Origin of the sequence: Halobacteriovorax sp. GFR8 (assembly GCF_050955245.1) — a bacterium.
GTDB lineage: Bacteria > Bdellovibrionota > Bacteriovoracia > Bacteriovoracales > Bacteriovoracaceae > Halobacteriovorax_A.
Map to the genome: position 1 here is coordinate 882,598 of NZ_JBPBLR010000002.1, position 24,787 is coordinate 907,384.

Consider the following 24,787-nt stretch of genomic DNA (forward strand, 5'->3'; position numbering starts at 1 on the left):
AGAATATAAACATAACGTCGTAAAAGTGCAACTACTTTTGTACAAATTGCGTAATATCCTACGGTTTTTACTGCAAAATACCAAAGTTATTTGGACATAGCAGCGGAATATCGTTATCATATACTTATTATTAAATGTAATTCTAGCTAGTTAGAACTTTTTTGAGGGAAGAGATTTGAAAAAACGAATATTATTGTTTTTGTCGGTCTTGGTCTTGATGGCCCTCGGTTATTATTTCTACACTTATTACAATGATGAATACCATCCAGAGGCCTTGAGGGAACAATACTCTCAGAGCGCCCCAATCGCTTTTACAGATCGCGCACTACCTAAGAAGAAATTCGTTCCACGTAAGCAGTTTCATGAGAAGACTGATTATAAGAGATCTGATGATCAGGTCGTGGCATTGAATAATATTGGCCCAGATACGGGAGCCTTTTCTGAGCTAAGTGCTGTTATTGAAGATTTAAGAAGAAGTAATGCAGATTGTGAACAGAGTTTTAATTCAGTTATGCCGCCGGCCCAGATCATTGACCCTGACTCTGGCTATTATGCACAAGAGAGCAATATTGCAAACCTTGTAAACAGAGCGCTCGATCAGTTAACTAATAATGAGGGAAGGGCCATAGCGAAACGCTTTCCTGAACTAGCTCAAGAGGCCCTCGACAGTGTAGATGAGATAAGTGAAGAGGATATGGCAGCGATCATGCGAGCTCCGCTTGTTTGTCGTCAGTCAAATATCACAGTACTCTTTGAAACTATTATTGAAATGTCGAGTGAAGATAAAATTACGCAAGCTCAAAGGGCCGAGATAATTGATAGCACAGTTAATAAGCTTGTTATGAGCCTAGAAACAGACGGGCTACAAGATAATATCCTTATGTCTTTAACTCTTTTAAAGGCCATTGGAAGTTTATCAAGTAAAGACAGTGAGTACTTTTCTGAGCTTGAATCAATTTATGACGAGATGTCGACGTCTCAAGCAGGCCTTAATCAGGCGTCAGCTAAGAATGCTAAGGTTGTAAATCCTGGAGAGGTTTATCGCAATTATCGTGAAAGGCAACGTGGGTTCTCTTCTTCTGTGATTGAAATTCTCTATCTTAATTATCCAGAATACTTAAACGAGTAATTATTCTTCCATGCAAAGATAAGTACTCTTTTCAGAGGCACCTGCTCTTAGACAGAGATCTTTTATCTTGCCCAAAATCCACATTCTCATAGGTCTAGGGTAGCGAATCTTTCCATCTTCACCCTTTGTTAGTTCAGAGTGGAAGTACGTTGTTTGTGGATAGTTCTTCTTTACCTGCGAATAGACATCCTTTGTAAAGCGAACAACTCCAATAGAGATATACTCAACTTTACTTAGGGGAATGACTTCACTTAGTTCACTAATTAATTCTTCATACTCACTTTCAAAATTCTCACTGTGAATGACTGGATCAAAGTGAATACCAATAGGATGGCCTGCTTGATAAAGACTCTTAATGGCCTTTATACGGGCGGCGAGACTAGGTGTCTTCAGATCATGAGACTTAACCTTATTCTTTGGTGAAAGAGAAAAGGACGTAATAAAGTTGGGAAGAGGCGCAAGCTTTAGAAGCTCTTTGATATTTGCCGACTTCGTTCTTAGCTCAATATAGCAGTGAGGATTCTTCTTCGTAAATTCATGATAATAATTTAGTTCACCTGTAAGATGTGTCAGGGCGAGAGAGTCACTAAATTCTCCCGCATGAAACCACATATTTTCATCGGACTTATCTGCAAGCTTTTGCATTTCGCTGATGATTTCCTCATGGTTAACAAAGAGGACGAGATCAGGAGTATTGAAATAGCCTTGAAGATAACAGTAGTCACATTCATAAATACAATTATAGGCGTGAATAAAGTAGTAGTGAGGCTCTCCTGAGATACCGTAAGCATTTGGGGCCTCTTTAACTAGCTGGCCTTGCTTTCTAGCAATAAAGAGGTTGAGAGAGTCCCTCTTTTGGAGGTAAGGCTTTTTTACCCTTCCCCAAATGTCAGCATAGTTGGAGATGATTTCGACTTTTGCTTTTGGAAACTTCTGTGGCAGCTGATTTGCGACAATCTCATCCTTAATTGAATTTTCAATAAAGATCTTCTCTATTTTCAAAGTTCTTCTCCATTCATTAGGGAGTTGAATCTTTGCCAATCAATCTTTGAAAGGTTTTTTTGAAGACTCACGAGATCTTTTTCAGAAGTAATTTTTGATCGTATATAAAGGATAACTTTTTCTAGTGAAGGATCGTAAGTTAGCTCATTCTTTTCTAAGGCCGTATTTTTAACAAAGCTATCAAGTTGTTTAATTATTTTCGTTCGAGTTGGATAGAGTTTTTCTTTTAAGAAGTCTCTAAGTTCTAAGGCCTTCTTCTTTGGCGTTACTTCAAGGGCCTTAATATTTTTTATAGCACTTAAGTTTAAAAGTTCTTCCAGATCCATTTCATACTTCACAAGGATTTGCTCTGTTAAGTTTCTGACTTCACGCTCTAATGAAAGAGTAAAGTAGAAGTCTTTATCATCAAGAAGAGGAAGCTCTGCATTGAGGGACTTCTCTTGTTTCGATACTGAAGTCACAAAGTAGCGGTAGAGCTCTTGTGAGTAGTCCTGTGCATGCTCTTTTATATATTCACAAATTGGTGCATCTGTAACATGATCAGAAATTAATTTAAAAGCTCTTAAAGGAGTCTGAAATTTTTTGGCCACTAACCCAATGGCCCAAGCCTCGCGATCAGCAAGTGGGGCAAAGTGTGAAAGTGAGTTTGCAAGCTTAGTATCTAGAATTCGTTCATTTGCAGTAATGAGATCTAGCTTTGATGTCTCGCCTAGGCACTGAAAGCTTTTAAATTCACCTTGCCCATAGATTGTTCTAATCTCAAATATTTCACCTTGTTTTAAATCTTCATTAAAGGAGGCACAAATTCCAAAATTAATAAGTTGGTTTAGCTGTACCCCTTGTGTCTTTAGAATACCCATCGCATAGGTGAGTGCCATCATTACATTCTGTGGGCCCTCTCCTGTCAGAACTAAACCAAAGCTCAGGTCACCATTTAGGTAGAGGTCGTTAAATTCAGGATGGGACTTAAAATCCATCTCTTTTAAAAATGTTTGGGCCTCGCCGCGGTGGGCAAATACAAGTAAATCCATAACTAGGAGATAACGCTTATCTTGTCGGTGCGTCAAGTCTTTACGCATTTAGGCGAAATAGATATTCATGACTTATGAAAATATTAGATCAATTTGGACAATTCGCATTTGGTGGCGCCAGCATCTCTGGAGAGGGCGCAGGTTATGGATTTGGTGATATTAGTAAAGAAGATTCAATTAGTCTTCTTCAGTATGCCTTTGATCGTGGAGTTAAGATCTTCGATACTGCACCTATTTACGGTTTTGGTGAGAGTGAGAAGAGAATTGGTGAAGCCTTTAAAAATAATCGCGAAAAAGTTTTTATTGTCTCTAAGTCTGGAGTGACTTGGCACGAGAATAAACGAGTGGATATGACTAATGATCCAGTTGTAACTCAAAGGATGATTGAACAGTCTCTTCGAGATTTAAATACAGACTATATCGATCTTTATATGGTTCACTGGCCTGATGAGAGAGTGGATATTAGAAAAACACTTGAAGTGATTGCCAAGGCCAAGCATGAAGGCAAAATCAAACACATCGGTTTGTGTAATACTACTCCAGAAGAGTTTAAGTTAGCATCTGAAATTGATAAGATTGAAGTGATTCAATCACAATTTAACTTCTTTGAACAAGACGTGAAAAATGACATCTTCCCAATTGTAAAAAGTGAAGACATAAGTTTCATGAGCTGGGGAACTCTTGATAAGGGGATCCTTACAGGAAGAGTTACAAAAGATCGTAAGTTTGATAAAAGTGATTGTCGTTCATGGGCACCATGGTGGAAGGCCATGGATAAAGAGAGTCGCTATGATATCGTAGCTAGAATGCAGCCGGCCCTTGAAGAACATGGAATAACAGGGCTAGACTTTGCTATTCATTTTAACCTTTCACATGATGAGTTAAGCACTATTCTTTGTGGTGCTAGAAATCATGGTCAACTCGATGGCGTTCTAAATTCTCTTGAAAAGAAAGTAACGAAAGAGATGCTGGAAGATATCATTAGCAGTGTTAGTTAGCGTTATTATTCCCACTTATAATAGGGCCAATTTCTTGGCCCGTGCAATTGATTCGGTTTTAAAGCAAAGCTTTCAAAACTTTGAACTGATTGTTGTTGATGATGGTTCTAGCGATAATTCAAAAGATATCGTCGAGTCTTTTTCAGATGAGCGTATCAAATATATCTTTCAACAAAATCGAGGAGTCTCCGCTGCTCGAAATCTTGGCGTAATCCAGTCGTCAGGAAACTACATTGCATTTCTTGACTCAGATGATGAGTGGAGTGAAAACAAACTTCAACGCCAACTAAGCCTACTTGAGAACACTAAGCTTCGTCTTTGCCATACAGGTGAGCATTGGTTAAGAGATGGAGAGGTTGTGAAGCAAAAGAAAGTTCACCAAAAAGTTGGTGGGGATATGTTTATTCGCTCATTAAAAAATTGTGTGATCTCACCATCAAGTGTCTTAATGGAGCGTAGCTTATTTGAAGAGATGGGTGGGTTTAATGAAGACTTTATTGTTTGTGAAGATTACGACCTCTGGCTCAAGATAACGTCTCTGTATGAAATAGGTTTCCTAGAAGAGGCCTTCGTAATTAAACATGCTGGGCACGACGATCAACTCTCATTTAAATTCTTTGCAATGGACTACTGGAGAGTTAAGGCCATGGCCTGGGCAAAAGCAAATCGCCAACTTTCGAAAGAAAGAATTGAAGTATTAACACAGCTTTGTTTAAAGAAGTGCCAATACCTTATTAAAGGGTATGAGAAACACGAAAATTTTGAAAATTACGATGAAGTAAGAGCGATCGAAAATTACATTAGTAACTGAGGCTCTTCGACTAATTTCTTCTCTAATCCTAGCTCAATTGTTTTTTGATAGAAGATCTCAAGTGCTTTTTCCCACGGAGAGTCTTCGATATCACCATTAAGTAAATTAATTAGATAAGGAAGTAGTTGCTCGACATATTCCTCTGTACTCTCTCTTGGAAGAAGTGAAGGTAAGTGGTCAATGGCCGTAACTTCGAGAAGCTGATCGAGCTCTTGAATCCTATATGTTGGGACATCTATCGTTGTAATATCTGGATAAATTGGAAGTGGATTACAAGGTCCTGTCGGGTCACAGCTAATATCTGAAATCACAGAAAGGTTTCTTTCATTCTTTAGGATATCTAAGTCTAAGAATGGCTCTGCAGGTGTTTTATTTAAAGTACAATTAACGAGTATATCGTAGTCAAGAATTTGCTTAATTGGTCTGGCCACTTGTGTGTCGCTCCTTCCCCAACCAATCATTTCTACACCAACTGCTTTGAGGAGCTCTTTTGCTCCACGTCCACAACGCCCTCGATTACCAATAACTAAAACTCTTGGCCTTGAGCCTAGTTCATCAAGTTCTTTTGATATTTCATTGATTAACTCATGTTGAGATGAATATGACTTAAGAGGTGCGCATTCATTGAAGTCTGTGCCTCTTTGCTGGCAAATCCAGTTCTTGAGCCCAAGAGCTGCTCCTACAAAACCGGCCCATTTTCCAAATGCCGCAATTCTTTTCCCATTACTGTCAGTAAGGTATTCAAGGTCATAAAGTTTTCCATCTCCTTGAATAAAACGATCAAGCATTTCTTTTGAGCCTGTTTGGTTTTTATAGACGTGAGCAAAGTGAATATGACGGTGACTTAGAGGGAACTCGTGAACATCAAGTTCTTTTAGTCCAAGGATAAAAGCGTTTGCAGGGGCAAAGTTTATCCATGAATTTGTCGGCATCATTTTAAGACCTAAGGCCTCAAACTCTTCATCTTTAAAGATACGACTTGGTGAGCGTTCAATAATTACTTCATGACCAAGCTCCTTTAGTTTTAAGGCTGCTTGTGGCGTAAGAGCACTACGCTGTTCAAACGGTTTTGTTTCATGGCGAAGCCAGATTGTCCTATTTGTCATGAAATTTAATCTCCCAAAAAAATCGAATACTTATAGCAAAGCTAATAGACTACTATAGCAAAGGGCCCTGTCTCATTCTTAAATTTGTAAGATTTACAGGCGATTTTAAGGTATAACTATATAATATTAGGATAATCAGGCAAGCTAAGTTTCATTAATAAAGGAATGATTATGAAATACCACCCAGAAAAAAGTCGACTCTATTATATGGAAGACTCCCTTGGTAGTTATACCGATTACGGTATTGGCGTTCCTTTGAAAGATGAAAGAGTGACAAAAATTTTAGAAGAATTTAAGAATTCACCTTTCCTTGAGCGAAGAAGATCAACTCACTTTTTCCTAAGTGACCTCGCTCTTGCCCACGATCGTGATTTCTGTGCACGAACTAAGCTTGATCCAACTGGACTTGTCCTTGAAGCCTACGAGCTTATTAATGATGATGGAAGTTACCATCGTTATGATCCAACGGCCGCATTTAAACCATTAAGTGATTTTATCAACCGTGCTCTTTCTCATTGTGAAGGTACATATCTTGCTGCTTGTAATGCCCTTGAATCTGGCTTTTCGTATCACTTAGGAGGAGGAATGCATCATGCTAAGAGTGATGGGCCTGGTGGTTTTTGTATGTTTAACGATATCGTTATCGCAATTAGAAAGTTACAAAAAGAAAAAGGTGTAGGGAAGTGCCTCGTTGTGGATATGGATGCCCATAAAGGTGATGGAACGGCACAAATTGTAACAAGTGATGAATCTATTGATTGCGTTTCAATTCATATGAAAGATGGATGGCCTCTTGATAATCCTGATAAAACAAACTCTAGCTATATTCCAAGCACTCTTGATATTCCGGTGACACCCGAAGATAACTACCTAGAGAAGCTTAAGCAGATAGGGGACTTTGTTAAAGATGATTATGACCTTTGTATCGTTGTTCAAGGTGCAGATGTTTATGAAAAAGATATTCTTGAGAGCGCGAAGGGTATTCAGTTAACTTTAGAAGAATGCCTTGAAAGAGATAATTATATGTATGAATTACTTGAGTCGAAAGGCATCCCCCAAGCATGGGTTATGGCCGGGGGATACGGTGATGAAGTCTACCGAGTCTTTCAACAATTTGTACAATCTAAATTTAAAGCATAGTTGAGTCTTCGTGGGCCAAGATTCTCTTCTTTGGCCTAAAGTAAGTACGTGGAGTGTACTCTAGAAGATCCGTGATCTTTGCCATATAGAAACATGCATACTTCTCAACTTGATCAGCAAAGCGTGATTCTTCAAGACCTGCTCTCATCATTTCTCCCCAGTGGGCATTAAAGAATTTACGATAAGTTTCTAGGTGTTGTGAAATCTTTGAGTTGATCTTATCAATTTCACTAAAGATTTTACCAATATCTTCTTTATTATACCTTTCAGGGTCTTCGTGTTTAAGAAGCTCAAGTTTATTTAGTTCGTGCTCTAGCTTTTCTTTTTGGATCATTTCAGCATCAATAAGAGCTTGTGTTGGAGTTGACTGTCTAATTGCTTCAATCTCTGCTTCAAGTGGGTCTAAAATAAGTGCCGTTCTCCAGTTAAATGTTTTCTTTAATGTTAGAACGTCGCCGTAAATATGGTCTCCAAGATAAAGGATTTCTTCACCTTCAAGGCCTAGGTCTTTTTGTAGTTTACCGGCCCATCCACCTTGGTAAACCTTGTTCTGTTCAAGTGGTCCTTCGGCGTTTGTCATAAGACCTGTATCCGTTTGGATTTCTAGAAACATATTGCTTACGTTAAAGAATCTCGGCTTACATGCAAGACAGATTGAAATATCAAATAGGTCAGTCCAAGTCTCGTGTTCTTTTAAGAATGGATTGATCGTGTACTCCATTAATTTTTTCGTCCAAGACCATTCACTATTTGTAATAAGAATTAGTTTTTTTCCAAAACGCTTAAATCTTTCTAGAAGCTTTGCAACTTCTGGATCTTTGATAATGAAGTCTTCAAGATGCTCTTCAACATATCCCTTAAGAGAGTTGTCAGAGTGAGCGATATCAATAACTTCTTTGATATCATGAGATAGTGTTTCGTAATCAGGAAGCTTCATTCCTTGGTCTTTTAGATCAACAAGGTTTGCAAACATTGCTCCATTTGAAATAGAGAAGTTTGTATCCAGAGACTGATACTGATCTGAATTTAGATCAATGATACTATTCCCATAGATTTCATTTTGATCATGAAAGTCCATTGGCTTTGTACCGTGTTTTGCAATCTTTACTTTCCCGTAGCGGTTTGTTTGGAGAATATTTCCACGAAGACGATCGATAATTAAACCTTGAATAACTTGGTTAAAATCAAATTTTAATTCTGTTACTTCTTTCGGGTAATTTTTTACATCCACTAATTTTTTAAGTACTAGTTCGAAAACAAATTTTTCGAATGCTTCTGTTTTATAGCGAACTAATGTGTAGTCCATATCAAAACCAATGGCCTTGATCTTTTTCATATTCAATGTTCTATTGACGTATACTGACATATAAAATCCTTTTAAATCGTTTGAGAATTTAATCCTCGGACCGTAGATTTTATCTAAATTTTGCGTAAATGTCATATTATTAATACGTCAAGGCGTAAATTCAGTAGTTTACGCCTTGGGAATTTGTGGAAGCAATGTGTCTATTTTAGAATTATATAGTACTTTGCAAAGCCTTCATCATCTAGGCCTTTAATGCGATTAAGCTTAAACTTAGAATTCTTTCTTATGTACTTGGTTGCTTTTTTTGAAGGCGATGTTTCAAAATATACTTTCAATTTTTCTGCGTTTGGAACTGGCTTGATTTTCCAATTTTCATTTGGACGTGCATCCACAAAGCCTTTCTCATTTGTTTCTCTTCTAATGTAGTTAATAAGAACTTGTCGATTACTGTCCGGTGCAGTGAAAACAACATTGGATTTCTTGGCCCCTGGAAATTTTCCACTTGTTGCACGAAAGCTATTTGTGGCAAGAATGAATTCCTGCTCATTAGTTACGGCCTTTCCTTGATATTTTAGATTTTCGATTCTAAATGAATCTTTATTTAAAACCTTACAATTTTCATCGTAATGTCTTCTTTTTGTGATGTTAATCTCGTAAGTCAGGCCATCAATCATATCAAAGTTGTATGAACGGAAACTTCCCCAGTTTATGAGTGGCTGGTCTTTACTATACTTTGGATCGATATGAGCGAACATGCCCGCTGAACATTCAAGCCACATTTTCACTTCTTTACCTGTAAGCTTAAGAGCGTAGAGCATATTAGGGTAGAGGTAAAGATCGGCTGCATTTCTTAATGTGAGAACACCCTTATCAACAGTTGTATAACCATTAGGATCATTCTTTCTCCCTCCGGTTTTAAAAGGAGCAACGGCCGATAAAACAGGAAGACCGCTCAGATTGGCGTCACCTTGAATTGCTCTTTTAACATAATCAATTTGTGCATTAGAAACAATTTGAGTTGCTGCATCGTCTTGAATTAGGGATAGGAAGCTGTAAAATTCTTCTTTAGAGAAACCAACTTTTTCACCAGCTAGCTTAATTGTTCTTTGGTGATCATTTTCAATGATTTCTGCAAGCTCTAGATCTGGTTTTACGCTGGAGTCTGATTCTTTGTCATAAATTGAGTAAACTGATGATTGGCCATCGATAACATGCCACTTACTTCCATCAAAGTTTAGTTTTAAATCAATGATCCCAACATGAGATCCCCATTTACCAGGCATAACGGCGGCTACGCCATTAATTGTTCCTTTTTTAGCATCGATACCTTGGATACCTTCATAATCTTTAGAGGGGAATAGGGCATGCGTATGACCGAAGGCAATGGCATCAATATATGGAACACGGCTTAAGTAATAAACTGAATCTTCCGCGTAGAGCTTGTATTCATCTGTGCTAATTCCGGAGTGAGGAATTGCAATAATTACGTCAGCTCCTTCATTTTTCATTTTTGCTGTCAGCTCTTTTGCAACCTCTACAATATCACGGGCAACAACCTTTCCTTCAAGATTATTCTTATCCCAAATCATAATTTGAGGTGGGACAAAACCAATGTAACCAATTTTTAACTTGTGTGGTAGGCCTTTGGTGTCCTTCACTTTCTTTTCAATAATGACGTATTGTTTGAAGTAGGGTGAAGCAGGCTTGCCATTTTCATCTTTATAGACATTAGCGTTGATATATGGAAACGCAGCATCTTTAAGTGAGGCCTCGAGAAATTCTAGGCCATAGTTAAATTCATGATTTCCAATATTACCCACATCGTACTTAAGGTGGTTCATGAGTTTAAAAGCAGGGTGAACTCCTTCTTTCCCATGCGTGGCCACAAAGTCGGCCATAGGATTGCCCTGAAGAAGATCACCATTATCAATTAAAGTATAATTATCTGCTTGAGCGGCATACTTCTTAATAAGTGTCGCCGTCTTTACAAGTCCAAATCTTTTACTTTCCTCGTTCTTATAATAATCGTAGTCCTTGTAGTAACCATGAAGGTCAGTGGTTTCAATAACACGAAGCTTTACTTGTGTTTGTTCCTTACAGCCTACAATTAGAAAAAGAGACAGTGAAAATAAAAAGATTTTTCTCATATTAATTCCTAGTAATAACGACCTGAAGAGTAAGTAGCATCAAACATACGTGCTTTACCGTATACTTTTACATTTCCTTTTAGGCCTGCAAATCCGTAAATACGAGATTCGCCAAAAGCTTGAGCATTATCCCAAACAGATGCCTCGTCGTAGACTCTTGCATTCTCATAAACGTGAGCATTCCCCCAGACTTTTGCGTAGTCTGAAATAATTGCGTTTCCTGTGATTTTTGCAAATCCTGTTACTTGGGCCTTATCACAAACTTGTGCATTTTCCCCTATGTAAACATTCTTTGATACATATGCAGTGTCGGCAACAAAGCCACCTTGTGTTCCATCGTTATTGATCCAATATTGACCTTCTTGGCCAGCGCATGGTGCAGCTAAAGTTGGAAGTATAAAAAGCATAGCAGCTAGTAGTTTCATAAATCACTCCTTAGATTTTTTCGATTAATTCAATTAATTTCTTACCTAAATTATCCGATGCTAATCTCAAATTGGCAAAGAACTCTTCCTGCGTTGGATGCTCTCCGTCAACAATGTCTGTTACAGACTTTAAAAAGAGTGTTGGAGTATTAAATTGATCAACGACCCAGCCAATCGCTCCTGCTTCCATATCTTTTAACACAGCTTGATTCGCTTCAATTAGTTTCTCATCTTCTGTGCTCATATCAAGTGAGTTTCCTGTTGAAATAATTGCAGTCTTTAGATTTAGGAGTTTCCCATATTCTTGAGCAATAGCGTGTGTTGTCTTATAAACTCCGTAGTTTTCATAACCTGGGATTGGGATTCTACGATCGTGGAATACTGTTGTGTCGGCAGTATAGACGTCACCAACTTCGGCTCCACGCTTTCTAAAACCACCGGCCGTTCCTGCATTGATTATCATTTCTGCTCCAAGCTCTCTAATTGCAAGAAGAGTAGAGACAACGGCAGGGGAAGTACCAACATTTTGTACCTTGTGATGTTTACACTCACCACTAATGATGATTGAAATTTTATGTCCGTGATATTCGCACTGATATAACTTCATTGGAAGCTTGGGATCTAATTTCTTATCTTGGTCTATGATACCTAGTTTCTCAAGAAGTGGTGCTGCTTCCGAGTCCATGGCCATGACGATGGCAATATTCTTCATAATGTCTCCATTTAATAACTATTATCTAAGTTTAATAGAAAAAGAGCATAATTAGAAATATTGCAGTTAACTTTCTAGATGGGTAGGGTAGACATTGTTTTTTGAACGTGTTTGAGCAGCAACCCTGTGAAGCCATCTAACAATTCGGTGATATTTTTGTTTAATAAGATCAGATGTCGTTAGGCCTGTAATAAGGATTCGATTAAGGTGAGTGTAGAGTAAAATATCAATATACTTAATTTCATTACCAAAAATAAAATTTTTGGCCCCTAATATTTCATCGATATGAATAATTTGTAACTCAAAATAATCAAGAGCACTTGCTTGATCTTTATGAAAGATTTCGTATTCTGAGATTCCATTTATGATAGCTTCTTTGAAAGATGAAATTATTTCTTCAGGTGACTCATCAATGTCCTGAACATATTTTGCTAGCTTAGCGTATTTCTTCTTCATAGCATTGAGTCCGTTAATATCTTTGTACGAAAAGTATACGACACTTGCCCATAATGAGCTTATACACCAGTCTTGTAAGAGTTGGGCCTGCATTTGCTCTTCATTGGTAAGTAAGAATAAATCAGATTCTCCACGTAGATCCTTGAAGTAGTTGATACAATTTCTAATTCCTAGAATTTTCCTATCACCATCAATAATAGCAGGTAGGCTACTCATCTTTGCAGGGACTCCCTGAATTTGAGAGTTAACGTGGACAGTTTTTAAGCTAAAGTCGATATTTAAAAATGAAAAAATTCTATTTACTGTTGCACAATAAGGAGAAAAGGATTCAAGCTCTTCGTTTCCTGCCCATGAGATTAATACTTTATTCATGGCTAAACTGTCGGAGAGTTATTTCAAAAAGTTAACAAAAATTTGATACCTTTAACGATTTTCTAAGCGATTTAGATCATAAAGTCCAAATTCAATAGGTTTTGTTTTGTAAGCGATGTTGTGAATTTTATCAAGTGTTGGCCAGAACCTTTCATCACTTCTTCTAACACCGTAATTATCTAGAAGCCTACTGTAGCCCGCTTCAGAGGTTGTATTCTTAATTGCATTTACAAAGGCCGGTATTTGAGATTTTGTTATCTTAAAAATTGTGTTTGGGTAACTTCCTATTGTTCCTTTCGTAACTGTAAAGTTATCCTCTTGGGCAATACGCTGTCTTCCTTCTTTTAGTAGGTGAGAGATATTATAGTGAGCATTATTATGTACTAAAGTATAAGTTTCATTTGTATCTTCAATTAAGATAAAAGAAAGTTGCGAAAAGAGTTTAACTGAAGTTCTCTTCATCTCTTCGTTATTCATAAGACTCTTTAAATCGTCATCTTTAACTTCATAATCATTTGTTAAAGCAGAATTGAGTCTTTTCTTTAAAAGAGTAAAGAGTTCATTTTTTGGATTGTCTGTTTTATATGAAATAAGAGGTTCTTTTTTTATCCAAGCATGTCGTCCAATAATATGTTGTTTTACAGCATCGGAGGCTTTTTCATACCAGTGATCTCGCTCCTCCAATCTCTGTTTAGACGGGAGGAGAGTTAGAAAGTTGAATTCGCCCTCTAGTCTTAAGAAGTCCATGTAGAGTCTTGTGTTTAGCTGATGAGAAAGATTGCCATAGACATCAAAGCCTGCAACAAGGAGGTAGTGTATTCTTTCTAGTAGGGGGTAGTCGATAACCCATGCTGTTTTAGGGTTTTGGCCAACTAATCCTTTTAAAACTGTTGCACTATCAAAGTGTCTAAAAATAGTTAGCGCTGCATTTGGATTTTTTCCATCGCCATCCCAGATCGACTCAAGATTCAAAATCGAGTGATTTTTATCAATGAAGTCTGATTTATTTTTCAAGTATTTTTCTTCTTCGTTCTTGTATTTAAACCAACGAACTCCACCTGTATTGGCAAATTGTGCGGGTAGGCTCATGCGCTTTAGTTCATTAGTGAGTGGGAAATTCTCTCTGTCTCTATATAACTTAGGATTAACAAAAAATGTCCAAAAGTGATCTTGAATAACATTAAGAGCAATTTGACCACGACATACAGGCCCTTTTATAAAGTTAGAAATTGTATACTGGGATTCCTTAAGAAGAAATTCGTAGCGTGAATGAACAGGAAGATCCTTAAATATTAAAAATGGATTAGCTGCTTCATAGAATTCATAACTAGGAAGTGCTTTTACTTGATACTTTGGTTTAATAAATAGTTCTTTATACCAATTCATTCTTTCTTTGTTAAAGAGGTAAGGCATATGCGTTTTATCAACAATAGTTTCTTTTTGTTTTTGTAATCGATAATAGACTCTCTTGACCTTAGGATCATCAAAAGGTCTACGTGTCGCGATTATTTCAATCGGCTTACCTGTTGGGGTTTTTGATCTTACTAATTTGAAAAAGTTTGTATTTTGATCATCATAAAAATAAAGATTTGCAAGATAAAGATGTTCGTAGAGGTAGCGTGCCATTAGCTGATGCTTCTTACTATTGTTATTTAAGAAGTTTTCCCAATTCTTAATCTCTTTTCTCTCTGCTTTAGAAAGAGGTATTTCTTTGTTAAATTTTTGGCCTTGCGCGATCCAAGTCGTGATCAGCTCACTCTCTTTTTTACTTAAGGCCGGCAGTCCGTATGGCATTCCTCCAAAAGGGGATGCCTTAGCGTAGTCATTAAACTCATCTTCTTTTGGACAATAGCGATCATTATTAAGACTAAAGTCTAAACTTGTAGGGAGAATCTTTGTTTTTGGAAGAGGAACAACCTCTTTTAGTTTCAGCATTTTTGCCATAACACTTTTATTAAGATGATTATTTGAAACAGAGAAGAAGCCCTTTTCTCTCCACTGCTTTACTGTCTTTGCATCAATATAAAGACGACTCGGGGTGTCTGCAATGAGGCGCTCTCCTTTGTAGACCTTATCTTTTGAAGCCCCCCTTTCAATGGCCTCTTTTGAAGTAAGTTTTAGCTGGCAAGGTGAATCGTAGCAGCTGTGACAAACAACACAGCGGTTATCAAATATTGGTTTGATATCTTTATTAAAGCTTAATTGCTTTTTGCCATTCCAGTGGTTTGATTGTTTTTGAGAGAAGACAACACTATTATTTTCAATCTTTTTGAGCGATTGCTTTGTTGCTTCTTCGTGAATATCTTTAGTCTTTGGATCAAGAAGATTTACTTCGTTATTATTGGAACAACTAATAAGAAAAATGCTCATTAAAGCAAATAATGAAAATACCTTCATTGTAGACCATACCTATTTATATTTATTCATAATATGGTATTAAGACTAAACTTAATTGTCATTTGATTTTGATTTTTTTGGGCGAGAAAGGTGAGTTCCCAAATAAATACAAAATAGTAGAATTGATGCTCCAATGATCTCAAGTGAAGAAAATGGCTCATCAAATAAGAAAATACTTAGAGTCTTAGCAATCACTGGTTGCAACAAGATAATAAGCCCTGAAACTGAAAGGGGAGCACTCTTTAGTCCATAGCTGATTAGAGACCAGCCTATGATTTGGCAAAGGATGGCAAGTCCAAATACTGATGGTAAATGCTCTAAGCTTAGTCCTGTGTGGCCTTGTTCAAATTGGGCGCTAATAAATAACAGCACGCCAGTTACAAGTGAAGAATATGTGATTATTTCTAATGCAGTGACATTTGTTTTAAAAGACAATAATGAAGTTTTCTTTATTGATGTCGTATATAGTGAATAGCACAATCCAGTAGTTAGCCCAAAGAGTACACCCCAAAAGAATTCCTCCGACTGATAGAATTGAACCTGACCTTTTAGAATGAGAAAGACCCCAAAGAAAGCAAAGAGAAAGACCAAAAGTTTTTTTATTGTAATTTTCTCTTTATAAAGAATAAGTCCAAAAACTAGTAAGTAGAATACTTGAGTGTTTCCTAGGATTGTCGACATGCCGGCACCAATGAGGTGAACTGAGCGATGCCAAAAGAATAAGTCCATAGCAAAGCAAAAACCTATGACGGCCGTCATAGTATAGAAGCGTTTATCCTTGATATAATTTTTCTTAATAAAAAGTTGGTAAATAAGAAGAATTGATCCCGCTATTGAACAACGGAGCGCTCCAATCATACTTGGAGAAAGGTCACCACTTAAGTTTTTTACAAAAATGGGTGCTAATCCGATGCATATTGTCCCTAAAATGAGGCTTATGACACTTGTGTTCATCCTTTACTCTCTTTAACTTGTCACTATGTGCAAGAGAGTATAGCTCAACTAATGGCCCTAGGGGTATATTTTCTTTTAAATTTACTGACGATTTGACGATAATTGAATAAAGTATAGCTACGCTATAAATATAAAGGAGATATATTGTGAATTTATTAAAAATCACTGTTGTTGCTGCTTTACTAAGTGTAAGTGCTTACGCTGGTGACGCTGCTAAAGGTAAGGCAATTTACAAAAAAGTTAACTGTGCTCTTTGCCACAATGCTGACGGTATGGGAAAGGCAAAAGATGGTAAGCTTGCGATTGTTAAAGGTCCAAGAATTGCAGGTCTAGATGCTGCTTATATTATTGAGCAAGTAACTGCAATTAAGTCTAAGAAGAGAAAGACTAAGAACACATCAATGATGTGGACTAAAGTTCGTGGGCTATCAGATCAAGACATTAAAGATGTTGCAGCATATGTAACAACTATGTCTAAAGATAAGTTCAAAGGTATGAATCAAAAATAAGACAAATACTGAGGGCCTCTACAGAGGCCCTTTTTTATTATTTAATTTCAAAAAATATTCTAAATCCACCGTAGTTCTGATCATAAACACCGTTATAATCATTTCCTGATATTTCAATAAGGCGCTTAAGGCTAAAGTCTAAGCTTGTAATTACACTTTCACCATTTTGATACTGCTCGTACTTCTCTTTTGTTAGTAAGTCTTTCACATTGAAGTTTGCTGTAATCTTTGAGAGGTCTTGGTTATCAATGATATCAACCTGTGAAAGTTTTTTATAAACACCATCTTGATAAAAGAGGATATTAGCACTCTTTGTTCTTACTTCCATTTCAAGATTACGATATGTTTTGTAAGTAAATAAATCGAAAATATTCTTATCTTTAAAAGCAAAGCCTTTATCAGTTTCACTACATTGAACCATTTGAATATTAAGTGTTAACTCAATATTTTCGCCTTTTTGTTGTGAGCTATAATTCTTAACTCGGTAAGCTTGCAGCTTATTACGATATAAGTCTTTCTTTGAATTACAATTTGCCTTAGCACCATCTGATACTTTAACAACACCTTTTGAAGGCATTGGCATTGCTTGGCAAATTCCTGAACATAGAACTGAAGTAAGGATAATTGATCTCATCTTTAACTCTCTCTTATTACTCTCTTGGCTAAATAAATAATGAACACTTATAACATTTATTGAGGTGAATTTGTTCAAAGAGGGAAGTTTTACAGGAGATGTCTGAAATGTAGACGAAAAAAAAGGCCCCTGTTTAGGAGCCTTTGTATACTTTAAGTTCTTGAATTTATTAGGTTTGAGAACCATGTTTTCGCTCGGTAAATTACCAAGTGAATCGTTGGCACGAGAGTGTAAGTGAAGAAGATTGATCCCAGCATCCCTCCAATTAGAACAGCTCCCATGGCCGATTTCATCTTATCGATCATAAACAGCTGTGGCATTGTTCCTGCGATAATCGCAATGGAAGTCATAAGAATTGGCTTAAGCTTTTCTTGAGCTCCTAACCAGAGTGCTTCCTTAATCTCAACTCCCTCATTAAGTTTTTGCTGGGTGTATTCAATCATAAGAATTGCATTATTAACGGCCAGACCAACAACCATTACAATGGCCATCATGGAACCAATATTAACTGTCTGCTCTGTATAGAACATCATTAAAAATGATCCTAGAAAGGATGTTAGAATCGCTGACCCAATGGAAATAGGGAAGACAAAAGAATTTAGAATCGCAACAAGTAGCATATAAGTTAAGATAACCGCCAGCATGAAGGCCTTACCCATCTCCTGTTGAGACTCTTTTTGACTTTCTGCTTGTCCAGCAAACATAAACTTCGTCCCTTCTGGTAGTTGCGCCTGATTAAATTTCTGACCTAGGTCTCCCATAATGGCACCAACAACGCCTTTAACAACGAAGGCCTTAATTTGAATGATTCTTTCCTTATCTCGTCTTTTAAGTGGTGAAGTTGCTTCAACAACTTGAACCTTTCCAAGACTTGAGATAGGAATAAGTCCATCTTTTCCATGAATTAAAAATTTATCAAAATCTGAAATGTTTTTCTTGAACTCTGGTGCAAGAGTTACGTTAATATCGTATTCTTCTCCACCTTCCTTATAAACAGCATCATCGTTTCCGTTAACAAGTGCTCGAATTGTTCCACCAAGACGTGAGCTTGAAAGGTTTTGACGAATTACTTTCTGAGGTTCAGAAATAAACTGTATCTCCATTTTTGGAATTCTGTATGAACTTTCAATAGAGCTAAAGTAGCCAGAATCTTTCATGATCTTTTGCATTTTTTCTGAAGCGATAACCATGTTATCAAAGTCATCACCAGTTACGTTAATCGTGATATCACCGTCATTACTTGCATTTCGACTACCACCTGTAAGAGTAATCTCTGCTTCAGGTATATTAGAAACCTTTGGAAGTAGGTCATCCATAATTTCTTTATAGTCTCTCTTACGTTTTGTTGCAGATATTAAGTTAACAGTAATACGAGATCTTTCTTCTCCGTCATAACCAATATCGGAAAGAGTTGAGACAACTTCAGGATATTTTCTGATGATCTCATCAACTTGCTTTGTGATTTGTGCAGTCTTTTCAACTGGTGAACCATCTGGCATCAGGATAAATGCTTTAAATTCATCACGGTCAGATTTTGGCAGGAATTCGTTTCCAACTCGTTTTGCCGGATAAACAATTGTAAAAAATAATGCCATGAGAACAATGATTGAAGTAATTGGCCAGTTCATGAACTTATCAAAGAACCAACGGTACTGTTTTGTTACCCACGCAAGAAGGCGATCAACAAGACCTGCAAGCTTAGGAAATGGCCCTTTTAAAGTATCTGGATCTTTAAGAAGTAGGGCACAAAGCATAGGTGTTAAAGTAACAGATGCTAAGATTGAGAAGATCGTTGCAAAGACAACTGTCATCCCAAATTGCAGCATGAATTTACCAACGATACCACCCATGAAAGCAAGTGGCGTGAATACGACAAGGTTTGTTCCCGAAGATGCCATAACGGCCAGTAAAACTTCTTTTGTTCCGTCAATGGCAGCAGACTGAGAATCCTTTCCCATCTTAAGATGCTTATAAACGTTTTCAATAATAATAAGAGCGTTGGCAATAAGTGTTCCTAAACATGTACCAAACGCAAGGAGAGTCATAACATTAATTGAGAACGATGACATATCCATAAGGAAAAGTGTTGAGATGATTGATGTTGGAATTACAATACTTGCAATTAGAGCACCACGCCAATCTCCAAGAAAAGTTAGAAGAATAGCAATCGTTAATCCAATTCCTATGAAGATCGAGTTAATTGTTCCTTTTGTATCATCAAGTGTAATTCTTGTCGTATCAACAACAAGCTCAAGATTCATTCCATCTGGTAACTCACTTTGGACTTGGGCAAGTGCATTTTTTACGTTATCAACAATTTTGATGGCGTCACCATCTGAAAGTTTTAGAACTGATAGTCCTACGACCTCTTTATCATTAAAGCGTGCCATCGTTTCAACTTCTTTGAAACTATCTGTAACATTTCCAATCTCAATAAGTTTGAAAACTTGTCCTTCTCTAGAAACTACTTCTAAATTTCTAATTTCATCTACGTTTGCAAACTCACCAACAAAACGAACACTAATTTTAGAATCAGTTGTATTGATAGAGCCACCTGGAATATTCAAGTTCTTTCTTGAAATTGCAGAAAGTACATCTTCAATTGAAAGATAGTTTTGAATGAGAAGGTTATTATCAAGTTCAATATTGATTTCTCTCTCTCGTCCACCAAAGATATCAACAGAGGCAACACCATTGATTGAAGATAAGCGAGACTTAAGTTTTTTGTCCGCATACTCATATACTTGAGTTAGATCATGCTTTGTGCTTGAAAGAGCAAGGGTTGCAATTGGTTGAATTAAAGGGTCGAATTTCGCAATAATAGGGCGATCTGCACCGTCAGGGAAATCATTTAAAATTGCTTCAACCTTATCTTTAACTTCAATTGACTTGATATTAGCATCTGCTTCAATTTCAAATTCAATAACAACTATACCAAAGCTATCTCTTGCATCCGATTTAATTTTTTTAATTTGAGATACTTCAGAAATTTCATCTTCGATTTTCTTTAAAATTTGAGATTCAATTTCTTCAGGAGAGGCTCCTGGGTAGATTGTCTGTACCGTAATAATTGGAAGCTCAACTTTAGGTGTAGGTTCGATAATTAAATTACCAATTGAAACCAAGCCCATTACCATAAAGATGGCAATGAAGATGATTGTCGTGGCAGGGCGTTTTACAAATATTTCGATCATCTTATAACTCCTTAATCCTGATCCACTTGCGCATCAATGATATTGACTTTCTCGCCATCTGTTAGGTAGCGCTGATCACTAAGTACGACAGTGTCGCCTTCATTTAGTCCGCTTTTAACAACGTATAGATCCTCATTACTATCGCTTACTTCAATATTACGTTTCATGACGATATTTTTATCATTAACGATGAAGACATTATGCGAACCGCCCCTTTCTGAAACAGCTTCTCTTCTTAGCGTCAAAGCATTTTCAAGCTTGTGTGTTTCAATATTCATAATATAGAGGTTTGTTGGGATCTTTTTGTTTGCAAAAGAAACGATAATTTTATGTAGACCAGACAGGTAGTCGGCCTTGGTATCAACTGAAACAACATTACCGTAAACTTTCTTGTCTTTTACACGAATACTAACAAGAGCTCCTGGACGAATTAAATTTGCTACTTTTGGGGCCACTGATGCGTGGATCTTAGGGCCGATATTACTACCTGTTACAATAACAAAATTAGAGAATGCTCGTCTTGTAACTTTCGTTGTATTGACTGGAGTTCCTGACTTTGCACGAATTGTATACATCGTGGCAGTCTCTTTTCCTTTTTTTCTTTGAAGGTCGAGGTCTTTTACATACAAGCTACCCGCATAAAGTAGACCTACAACTAGAACGAAGATTAATTGCTTCATAATTATTTTTCTCCCTTCGTTGTACTCGTAAGAAGTCTATCCATTTCTGCACGAGTCACTTTTAGTTGAAGTTTTGTTTGGGCAAGATTTAGACGATGTTGAGTAAGTTGGATTTCACTATCATTTAATTGAAGTTGAGATACTCCACCTGACTTAAACGAACTAAGTGCTACTTTATAAGATGAAGCGGCTAGCTTTACAGCTTCAGATTCGGCATCAAATCGCTCTTGTAGCCCTTCATAGTCTTGCTCAAATTTTAAATACTGAGTTCTGATTTCTCTTCTAAGTTGGTTGAATTTTAAACGTGCGATATTTGCATCACTTCTTTTAATGGCAACTTCTGAATTTTTACTTCCTCCGAGATCCCAATCAAATGTAAATTGAAGTCCAAATGAGATATCATTTTGGTTATGAGAAATATCTCCTGTAAATGGTTTATCCACTCGATAAGTAAGAGGAGAGTAGGCAACAAATAGCCCGAGATCAGGTAGGCGTTGGCTTTTTGCAAGCTCTACTGAGAAGTCTGATAATTGAATGCTTTCTTTTAGAATCTTTACATCAACTGTTTCATCAAGTTTTTGTAGGTTTGATGGAATCGTTGCGATCTTATCTTTTGCATTGAAATTATCAGTTACAACTTGAACATCATCTTCAGGCTGTAATGCTAGAAAGTTTTTTAAGTCTAAGATTGCGTTCTTTAGGTTTTTCTTTGCAATAATCCAATTTGGTTTTCGACTGGCAAGGTCTGCTTGCATCTTGATATTGTCATTTCTTGAAATACGTCCGTAAGATACGCGTTCTTCAAGCGCCTTCTTATTTTTAACAGCATTCTTATATGAGTCATTTGTAATTCTAACCAGCTCTTGATTGAATAGAACTCTATAGTAGAGCTGTCTAGCAACATTTTGAACTTCTGCTTTTGTGACAACTGTCTTTAATTCGCCAATTCGACTTGCTGACTGTGCAATGTCGATACCACTTGAGATCTTTCCAAAAGTGTATAGGGGTTGAGTTAGTTGTACTCTCGCATTGTGATTCCAGTCGTATCCATGTGGCATGATATTTCCTTTACCATCATTCTTTGATACGCCGGCCGATATTGATAGAACTGGAAATAAGTTTGAGGTAGCGCTGCTCAGCGACTCTCTTGCTTGCTCTAGTTCTTGTCTAGCGATTCCAACATTTTCATTTCTTTTAGTTGCAAGTTCAACTACTGATTGTTCGTTTAGTTTGTACTGAGCAGCGCTTACGCTACTGGCCAGTCCAAACAAGACGATATAGGTCTTGATCCTTCTCATGAGTGTCGTTCTCCTGTCTATTCTGTCTCTTTTTTGATTCTTAGCTGTTTTATCTTTTTGACTGGTAAAATTCCTCAATCATGCCCAACTGACAAAGAAGTTTAGATTTTTCCTCTGGTGTAAATCTTGATACTAGCTCTTGACCCATACTAAAGTAGCGTGGGAGTACTTTATTAATTAAATCAAGGCCGTCCTCTGTTAAGGTGATTTTCTTCGATCTTGTATCATTCTCATCAACGGCCTTCTTTATAAGGTTGGCCATCTCAAGTCGTTTAACGATTCCAGTGATATTTGCCTTAGAGACAAGTAGCTCATCAGCTAATTCTGTCGTTGTTACTGACTCTTGATCCGTTAGGTGTAGAATGACTAGGACGTCAAATTGAGGCTTCGTTAGCTTAAAGTTTGAAACTTCTTCGGATACCATTTTATCGAGGATTCGAGTTGTACGGATCATACGTCCGATAATACTTTCCTGTACAAATTCACTCTTCATTATTGACATTCTTACTCCAAGTTTGTTAATGTGTTAACTATATAGTTAACATGTTAACTAAGTTGAATCAAGAATTTTATTCAATTTGACCTTAAGTTAACAAAAGGTAGTAGATAGATGAATAGGACTAAACAGAATTTGATTGATGTTGCAATTCCTTTAATGGCCAAAAATGGTGTCTACGGTGTGAGTCTAAGAGATATTGCGAAGAAGGCCGAGATTAATGTTTCTTCAGTTCTTTATCATTTCGGCTCTAAAGAAGAATTCATAACAACTTGTGGAGAACATTGTATAAATCTCCTAGCTGATCAAATTAAAGAGATTTCAAAACAAACATTTGATTCGGTTGAAGAGCTTAATCAGGCCATTAACCAAGGAGTCGAGCAAGGTAAGGAAGCTATCGCAATTTGTGTCATGCTTCTTGTTATCGATTCACCTGGTTTTAGAGATATCTATGAAGGCTATGTTTCAGATTCATATGTTTCAGTTCACGGACAAGATAATCCATTCCTATTAAATTTAAGATCATTTATTTCGTATATGATCTTTAAGAGGGTTGATTTAAAAGTTGCAAAAGAAAAATATGAGGGAAGTGGCATGGTTGAGTTATTATGCCAATCCCCAATAGCTGCACTGTAGATTATCTTCTACAGTGCGTTTCATGCCACATCTTTTCTAAATTTTCTCGGTCATCTGGGTGAGCAATTCTAATTAATTCTTGTGCTCTCTGATTAAGGCTCTTTCCATAAAGATCAGCAATACCGTATTCAGTAACGACGTAGTGCATATGTGAACGAGTTGTTACAACCCCTGCTCCTGACCTTAGAGTTGGAACGATTTTTGGAAAGCCCTTTGCACTACGTGAGTTGATGACAATAATTGGCTTACCGCCTTCAGAAAGGGAAGCTCCTCTCATAAAGTCCATTTGTCCACCAACCCCAGAGATAATATGATGGCCAATTGAGTCTGCACAAACTTGTCCAGTAAGATCAATTTCTACGGCACTATTAATGGCACAAACCTTTGGGTTTCTCTTAATAATACTTGGGTTATTTACATAGTCTGCTTCAAGTTGAATGACACTTGGGTTGTCATTAATAAAGTCATGAACATCTTGGCCTCCAACAATAAAGGCACTAACCGTTTTTCCTCGGTGAACATTTTTTAGAGAGTTATTAACGGCACCACTTTTAATGAGATCAAGAGCTCCATTTGACCACATCTCTGTGTGAATACCAAGATTCTTATGATTCTTTAGGCTCGCCAAAACTGCATCTGGGATTGAACCAATTCCCATTTGTAGAGTTGATCCATCTTCAATAAGTGTCGAAGTTAGTTGTCCAATTTTCAAATCTTCTTCACTTAAGCAAACCTCTTGATGGCCAACAATTTTTTCATCAATTTCAATAGCATAGTCGATATCATTAACATGGATAAACCCATCGCCATGAACGCGAGGCATATTTGGGTTGATCTGTGCGATAACAACTTTAGCATTACTTACTGCGGCCTTTGCAACATCAACAGAAGTACCTAGAGTACAATGGCCATGTTGATCTGGTGGACTTACATGAATAAGAGCAAAGTCTAGAGGGATTCTTCCACTGCGAAACAAGTTTGGTATTTCTGACAGAAAACATGGAAGGTAATCGACTCTTTGGTAGTCGATATGTTTTCTTACGTTACCACCAACAAAGAGGTTTATGATTTTAAAGTTTTTACAATATTCTTCATTTGCATATTTCGCATCACCATGAGTGTGGAGGTGAGTAAGCGTTACATCTTTTAGTTTATGTGCATTTTCAAGTAGGCCATCAATTAGGGCCTGTGGTGTTGAGTCTCCACCATGAATAAAAATGTTTGAGTTTGAATAGACTATTGATAAAGCTTCCGCTGCGTTTGAAACAATTTTCACAAGCACTCCTTTGTGTTCATATTCTACGAATTTTTGGCCGAGATTTAAAGTATATTTGGTTACAATTTTTATATGCCA

22 protein-coding genes are annotated in these 24,787 nt (G+C 37.0%); 6 read left to right on the forward strand and 16 right to left on the reverse strand.

The window, feature by feature from the left end; genetic code table 11:
* Positions 1-217: 217 nt before the first annotated feature.
* The gene (locus ACRXC1_RS04835) at positions 218-1,129 is read left to right on the forward strand and encodes a hypothetical protein (RefSeq protein ID WP_433656940.1); all 912 of its coding nucleotides are present in this window, start codon (positions 218-220) and stop codon (positions 1,127-1,129) included.
* Here the strand turns inward: ACRXC1_RS04835 and ACRXC1_RS04840 are convergent, their stop codons facing one another.
* A complete protein-coding gene (locus tag ACRXC1_RS04840) occupies positions 1,130-2,131 on the reverse strand; it encodes an SPL family radical SAM protein (protein ID WP_433656942.1) in 1,002 nt (333 codons plus the stop codon).
* A complete protein-coding gene (locus tag ACRXC1_RS04845) occupies positions 2,128-3,162 on the reverse strand; it encodes a hypothetical protein (protein ID WP_433656944.1) in 1,035 nt (344 codons plus the stop codon). The genes ACRXC1_RS04840 and ACRXC1_RS04845 overlap by 4 nt, the downstream gene beginning before the upstream one ends.
* A gap of 74 nt (positions 3,163-3,236) precedes the next feature.
* On the opposite strand from ACRXC1_RS04845, the gene ACRXC1_RS04850 reads away from it, so the two are divergent.
* Both ACRXC1_RS04850 and ACRXC1_RS04855 read left to right on the forward strand, forming a co-directional pair.
* Complete coding sequence (locus tag ACRXC1_RS04850) at positions 3,237-4,160, forward strand: aldo/keto reductase (RefSeq protein ID WP_433656946.1); 924 nt, start codon at positions 3,237-3,239, stop codon at positions 4,158-4,160.
* Positions 4,150-4,971 carry a glycosyltransferase family 2 protein gene (locus tag ACRXC1_RS04855; protein WP_433656948.1) on the forward strand — a complete coding sequence of 274 codons (822 nt, stop codon included), beginning with the start codon at positions 4,150-4,152 and terminating at the stop codon, positions 4,969-4,971. The genes ACRXC1_RS04850 and ACRXC1_RS04855 overlap by 11 nt, the downstream gene beginning before the upstream one ends.
* Here ACRXC1_RS04855 and ACRXC1_RS04860 read toward each other — a convergent pair.
* Entirely contained in the window at positions 4,956-6,077 is a 1,122-nt protein-coding gene (locus tag ACRXC1_RS04860; protein ID WP_433656950.1) for a saccharopine dehydrogenase, read from the reverse strand. The genes ACRXC1_RS04855 and ACRXC1_RS04860 overlap by 16 nt on opposite strands.
* 171 nt (positions 6,078-6,248) lie before the next feature.
* Between ACRXC1_RS04860 and ACRXC1_RS04865 the strand changes: the two genes are divergently transcribed.
* Positions 6,249-7,217, forward strand: coding sequence for a histone deacetylase family protein (locus tag ACRXC1_RS04865; RefSeq protein ID WP_433656952.1), 969 nt, complete (start codon positions 6,249-6,251; stop codon positions 7,215-7,217).
* Here the strand turns inward: ACRXC1_RS04865 and ACRXC1_RS04870 are convergent.
* The 7 genes from ACRXC1_RS04870 to ACRXC1_RS04900 all read right to left on the reverse strand — a co-directional run bounded on the left by ACRXC1_RS04870 (position 7,207) and on the right by ACRXC1_RS04900 (position 15,986).
* A complete protein-coding gene (locus ACRXC1_RS04870) occupies positions 7,207-8,583 on the reverse strand; it encodes an HAD-IG family 5'-nucleotidase (RefSeq protein WP_433656954.1) in 1,377 nt (458 codons plus the stop codon). The two genes, ACRXC1_RS04865 and ACRXC1_RS04870, sit on opposite strands and share 11 nt — an antisense overlap.
* A 140-nt stretch (positions 8,584-8,723) precedes the next feature.
* Positions 8,724-10,670 (reverse strand): bifunctional 2',3'-cyclic-nucleotide 2'-phosphodiesterase/3'-nucleotidase, encoded by a 1,947-nt coding sequence (locus ACRXC1_RS04875; protein WP_392907252.1) that lies wholly within the window; start codon positions 10,668-10,670, stop codon positions 8,724-8,726.
* An 8-nt stretch (positions 10,671-10,678) separates the two neighbouring features.
* Entirely contained in the window at positions 10,679-11,095 is a 417-nt protein-coding gene (locus tag ACRXC1_RS04880) for a hypothetical protein (RefSeq protein ID WP_392907255.1), read from the reverse strand.
* A gap of 10 nt (positions 11,096-11,105) precedes the next feature.
* Positions 11,106-11,807, reverse strand: a complete 702-nt coding sequence (locus ACRXC1_RS04885; RefSeq protein WP_433656957.1) for a 5'-methylthioadenosine nucleosidase — start codon at positions 11,805-11,807, stop codon at positions 11,106-11,108.
* 66 nt (positions 11,808-11,873) lie between these two features.
* Positions 11,874-12,635, reverse strand: coding sequence for a glutathione S-transferase C-terminal domain-containing protein (locus ACRXC1_RS04890; protein WP_433656959.1), 762 nt, complete (start codon positions 12,633-12,635; stop codon positions 11,874-11,876).
* Between the two features lie 51 nt (positions 12,636-12,686).
* A complete protein-coding gene (locus ACRXC1_RS04895) occupies positions 12,687-15,005 on the reverse strand; it encodes a fatty acid cis/trans isomerase (protein ID WP_433656961.1) in 2,319 nt (772 codons plus the stop codon).
* 78 nt (positions 15,006-15,083) lie between these two features.
* Positions 15,084-15,986, reverse strand: a complete 903-nt coding sequence (locus tag ACRXC1_RS04900; protein ID WP_433656963.1) for a DMT family transporter — start codon at positions 15,984-15,986, stop codon at positions 15,084-15,086.
* Between the two features lie 146 nt (positions 15,987-16,132).
* Between ACRXC1_RS04900 and ACRXC1_RS04905 the strand changes: the two genes are divergently transcribed.
* Complete coding sequence (locus ACRXC1_RS04905) at positions 16,133-16,495, forward strand: c-type cytochrome (protein ID WP_392907267.1); 363 nt, start codon at positions 16,133-16,135, stop codon at positions 16,493-16,495.
* A 37-nt stretch (positions 16,496-16,532) separates the two neighbouring features.
* Here ACRXC1_RS04905 and ACRXC1_RS04910 read toward each other — a convergent pair whose 3' ends face one another.
* The 5 genes from ACRXC1_RS04910 to ACRXC1_RS04930 all read right to left on the reverse strand — a co-directional run bounded on the left by ACRXC1_RS04910 (position 16,533) and on the right by ACRXC1_RS04930 (position 22,803).
* Complete coding sequence (locus tag ACRXC1_RS04910; protein WP_433656965.1) at positions 16,533-17,129, reverse strand: hypothetical protein; 597 nt, start codon at positions 17,127-17,129, stop codon at positions 16,533-16,535.
* A 152-nt stretch (positions 17,130-17,281) separates the two neighbouring features.
* Positions 17,282-20,323: an efflux RND transporter permease subunit gene (locus ACRXC1_RS04915; RefSeq protein ID WP_433656967.1), complete on the reverse strand. Its 3,042-nt coding sequence runs from the start codon at positions 20,321-20,323 to the stop codon at positions 17,282-17,284.
* A gap of 11 nt (positions 20,324-20,334) precedes the next feature.
* On the reverse strand, positions 20,335-21,003 hold the full coding sequence (locus ACRXC1_RS04920) for an efflux RND transporter periplasmic adaptor subunit (RefSeq protein WP_433656969.1): 669 nt from the start codon (positions 21,001-21,003) through the stop codon (positions 20,335-20,337).
* A 2-nt stretch (positions 21,004-21,005) separates the two neighbouring features.
* Positions 21,006-22,301 (reverse strand): TolC family protein, encoded by a 1,296-nt coding sequence (locus ACRXC1_RS04925; RefSeq protein WP_433656971.1) that lies wholly within the window; start codon positions 22,299-22,301, stop codon positions 21,006-21,008.
* 49 nt (positions 22,302-22,350) lie between these two features.
* Entirely contained in the window at positions 22,351-22,803 is a 453-nt protein-coding gene (locus tag ACRXC1_RS04930) for a MarR family winged helix-turn-helix transcriptional regulator (protein WP_433656973.1), read from the reverse strand.
* 108 nt (positions 22,804-22,911) lie between these two features.
* On the opposite strand from ACRXC1_RS04930, the gene ACRXC1_RS04935 reads away from it, so the two are divergent.
* Positions 22,912-23,433: a TetR/AcrR family transcriptional regulator gene (locus ACRXC1_RS04935; protein WP_392907285.1), complete on the forward strand. Its 522-nt coding sequence runs from the start codon at positions 22,912-22,914 to the stop codon at positions 23,431-23,433.
* Between the two features lies 1 nt (position 23,434).
* Here the strand turns inward: ACRXC1_RS04935 and ACRXC1_RS04940 are convergent, their stop codons facing one another.
* A complete protein-coding gene (locus ACRXC1_RS04940) occupies positions 23,435-24,709 on the reverse strand; it encodes an acetyl-CoA hydrolase/transferase family protein (protein ID WP_433656975.1) in 1,275 nt (424 codons plus the stop codon).
* Between the last annotated feature and the right edge of the window lie 78 nt (positions 24,710-24,787).

What these genes read in the sequence shown, in the direction of transcription:
- ACRXC1_RS04835 (WP_433656940.1), top strand. Translation starts at nt 218, where the DNA reads ATGGCCCTCGGTTATTATTTCTACACTTATTACAATGATGAATACCAT.
- ACRXC1_RS04845 (WP_433656944.1), bottom strand. Translation starts at nt 3,162, where the DNA reads ATGGATTTACTTGTATTTGCCCACCGCGGCGAGGCCCAAACATTTTTA.
- ACRXC1_RS04850 (WP_433656946.1), top strand. Translation starts at nt 3,237, where the DNA reads ATGAAAATATTAGATCAATTTGGACAATTCGCATTTGGTGGCGCCAGC.
- ACRXC1_RS04860 (WP_433656950.1), bottom strand. Translation starts at nt 6,077, where the DNA reads ATGACAAATAGGACAATCTGGCTTCGCCATGAAACAAAACCGTTTGAA.
- ACRXC1_RS04865 (WP_433656952.1), top strand. Translation starts at nt 6,249, where the DNA reads ATGAAATACCACCCAGAAAAAAGTCGACTCTATTATATGGAAGACTCC.
- ACRXC1_RS04870 (WP_433656954.1), bottom strand. Translation starts at nt 8,583, where the DNA reads ATGTCAGTATACGTCAATAGAACATTGAATATGAAAAAGATCAAGGCC.
- ACRXC1_RS04875 (WP_392907252.1), bottom strand. Translation starts at nt 10,670, where the DNA reads ATGAGAAAAATCTTTTTATTTTCACTGTCTCTTTTTCTAATTGTAGGC.
- ACRXC1_RS04880 (WP_392907255.1), bottom strand. Translation starts at nt 11,095, where the DNA reads ATGAAACTACTAGCTGCTATGCTTTTTATACTTCCAACTTTAGCTGCA.
- ACRXC1_RS04885 (WP_433656957.1), bottom strand. Translation starts at nt 11,807, where the DNA reads ATGAAGAATATTGCCATCGTCATGGCCATGGACTCGGAAGCAGCACCA.
- ACRXC1_RS04890 (WP_433656959.1), bottom strand. Translation starts at nt 12,635, where the DNA reads ATGAATAAAGTATTAATCTCATGGGCAGGAAACGAAGAGCTTGAATCC.
- ACRXC1_RS04895 (WP_433656961.1), bottom strand. Translation starts at nt 15,005, where the DNA reads ATGAGCATTTTTCTTATTAGTTGTTCCAATAATAACGAAGTAAATCTT.
- ACRXC1_RS04900 (WP_433656963.1), bottom strand. Translation starts at nt 15,986, where the DNA reads ATGAACACAAGTGTCATAAGCCTCATTTTAGGGACAATATGCATCGGA.
- ACRXC1_RS04910 (WP_433656965.1), bottom strand. Translation starts at nt 17,129, where the DNA reads ATGAGATCAATTATCCTTACTTCAGTTCTATGTTCAGGAATTTGCCAA.
- ACRXC1_RS04915 (WP_433656967.1), bottom strand. Translation starts at nt 20,323, where the DNA reads ATGATCGAAATATTTGTAAAACGCCCTGCCACGACAATCATCTTCATT.
- ACRXC1_RS04920 (WP_433656969.1), bottom strand. Translation starts at nt 21,003, where the DNA reads ATGAAGCAATTAATCTTCGTTCTAGTTGTAGGTCTACTTTATGCGGGT.
- ACRXC1_RS04925 (WP_433656971.1), bottom strand. Translation starts at nt 22,301, where the DNA reads ATGAGAAGGATCAAGACCTATATCGTCTTGTTTGGACTGGCCAGTAGC.
- ACRXC1_RS04930 (WP_433656973.1), bottom strand. Translation starts at nt 22,803, where the DNA reads ATGTCAATAATGAAGAGTGAATTTGTACAGGAAAGTATTATCGGACGT.
- ACRXC1_RS04935 (WP_392907285.1), top strand. Translation starts at nt 22,912, where the DNA reads ATGAATAGGACTAAACAGAATTTGATTGATGTTGCAATTCCTTTAATG.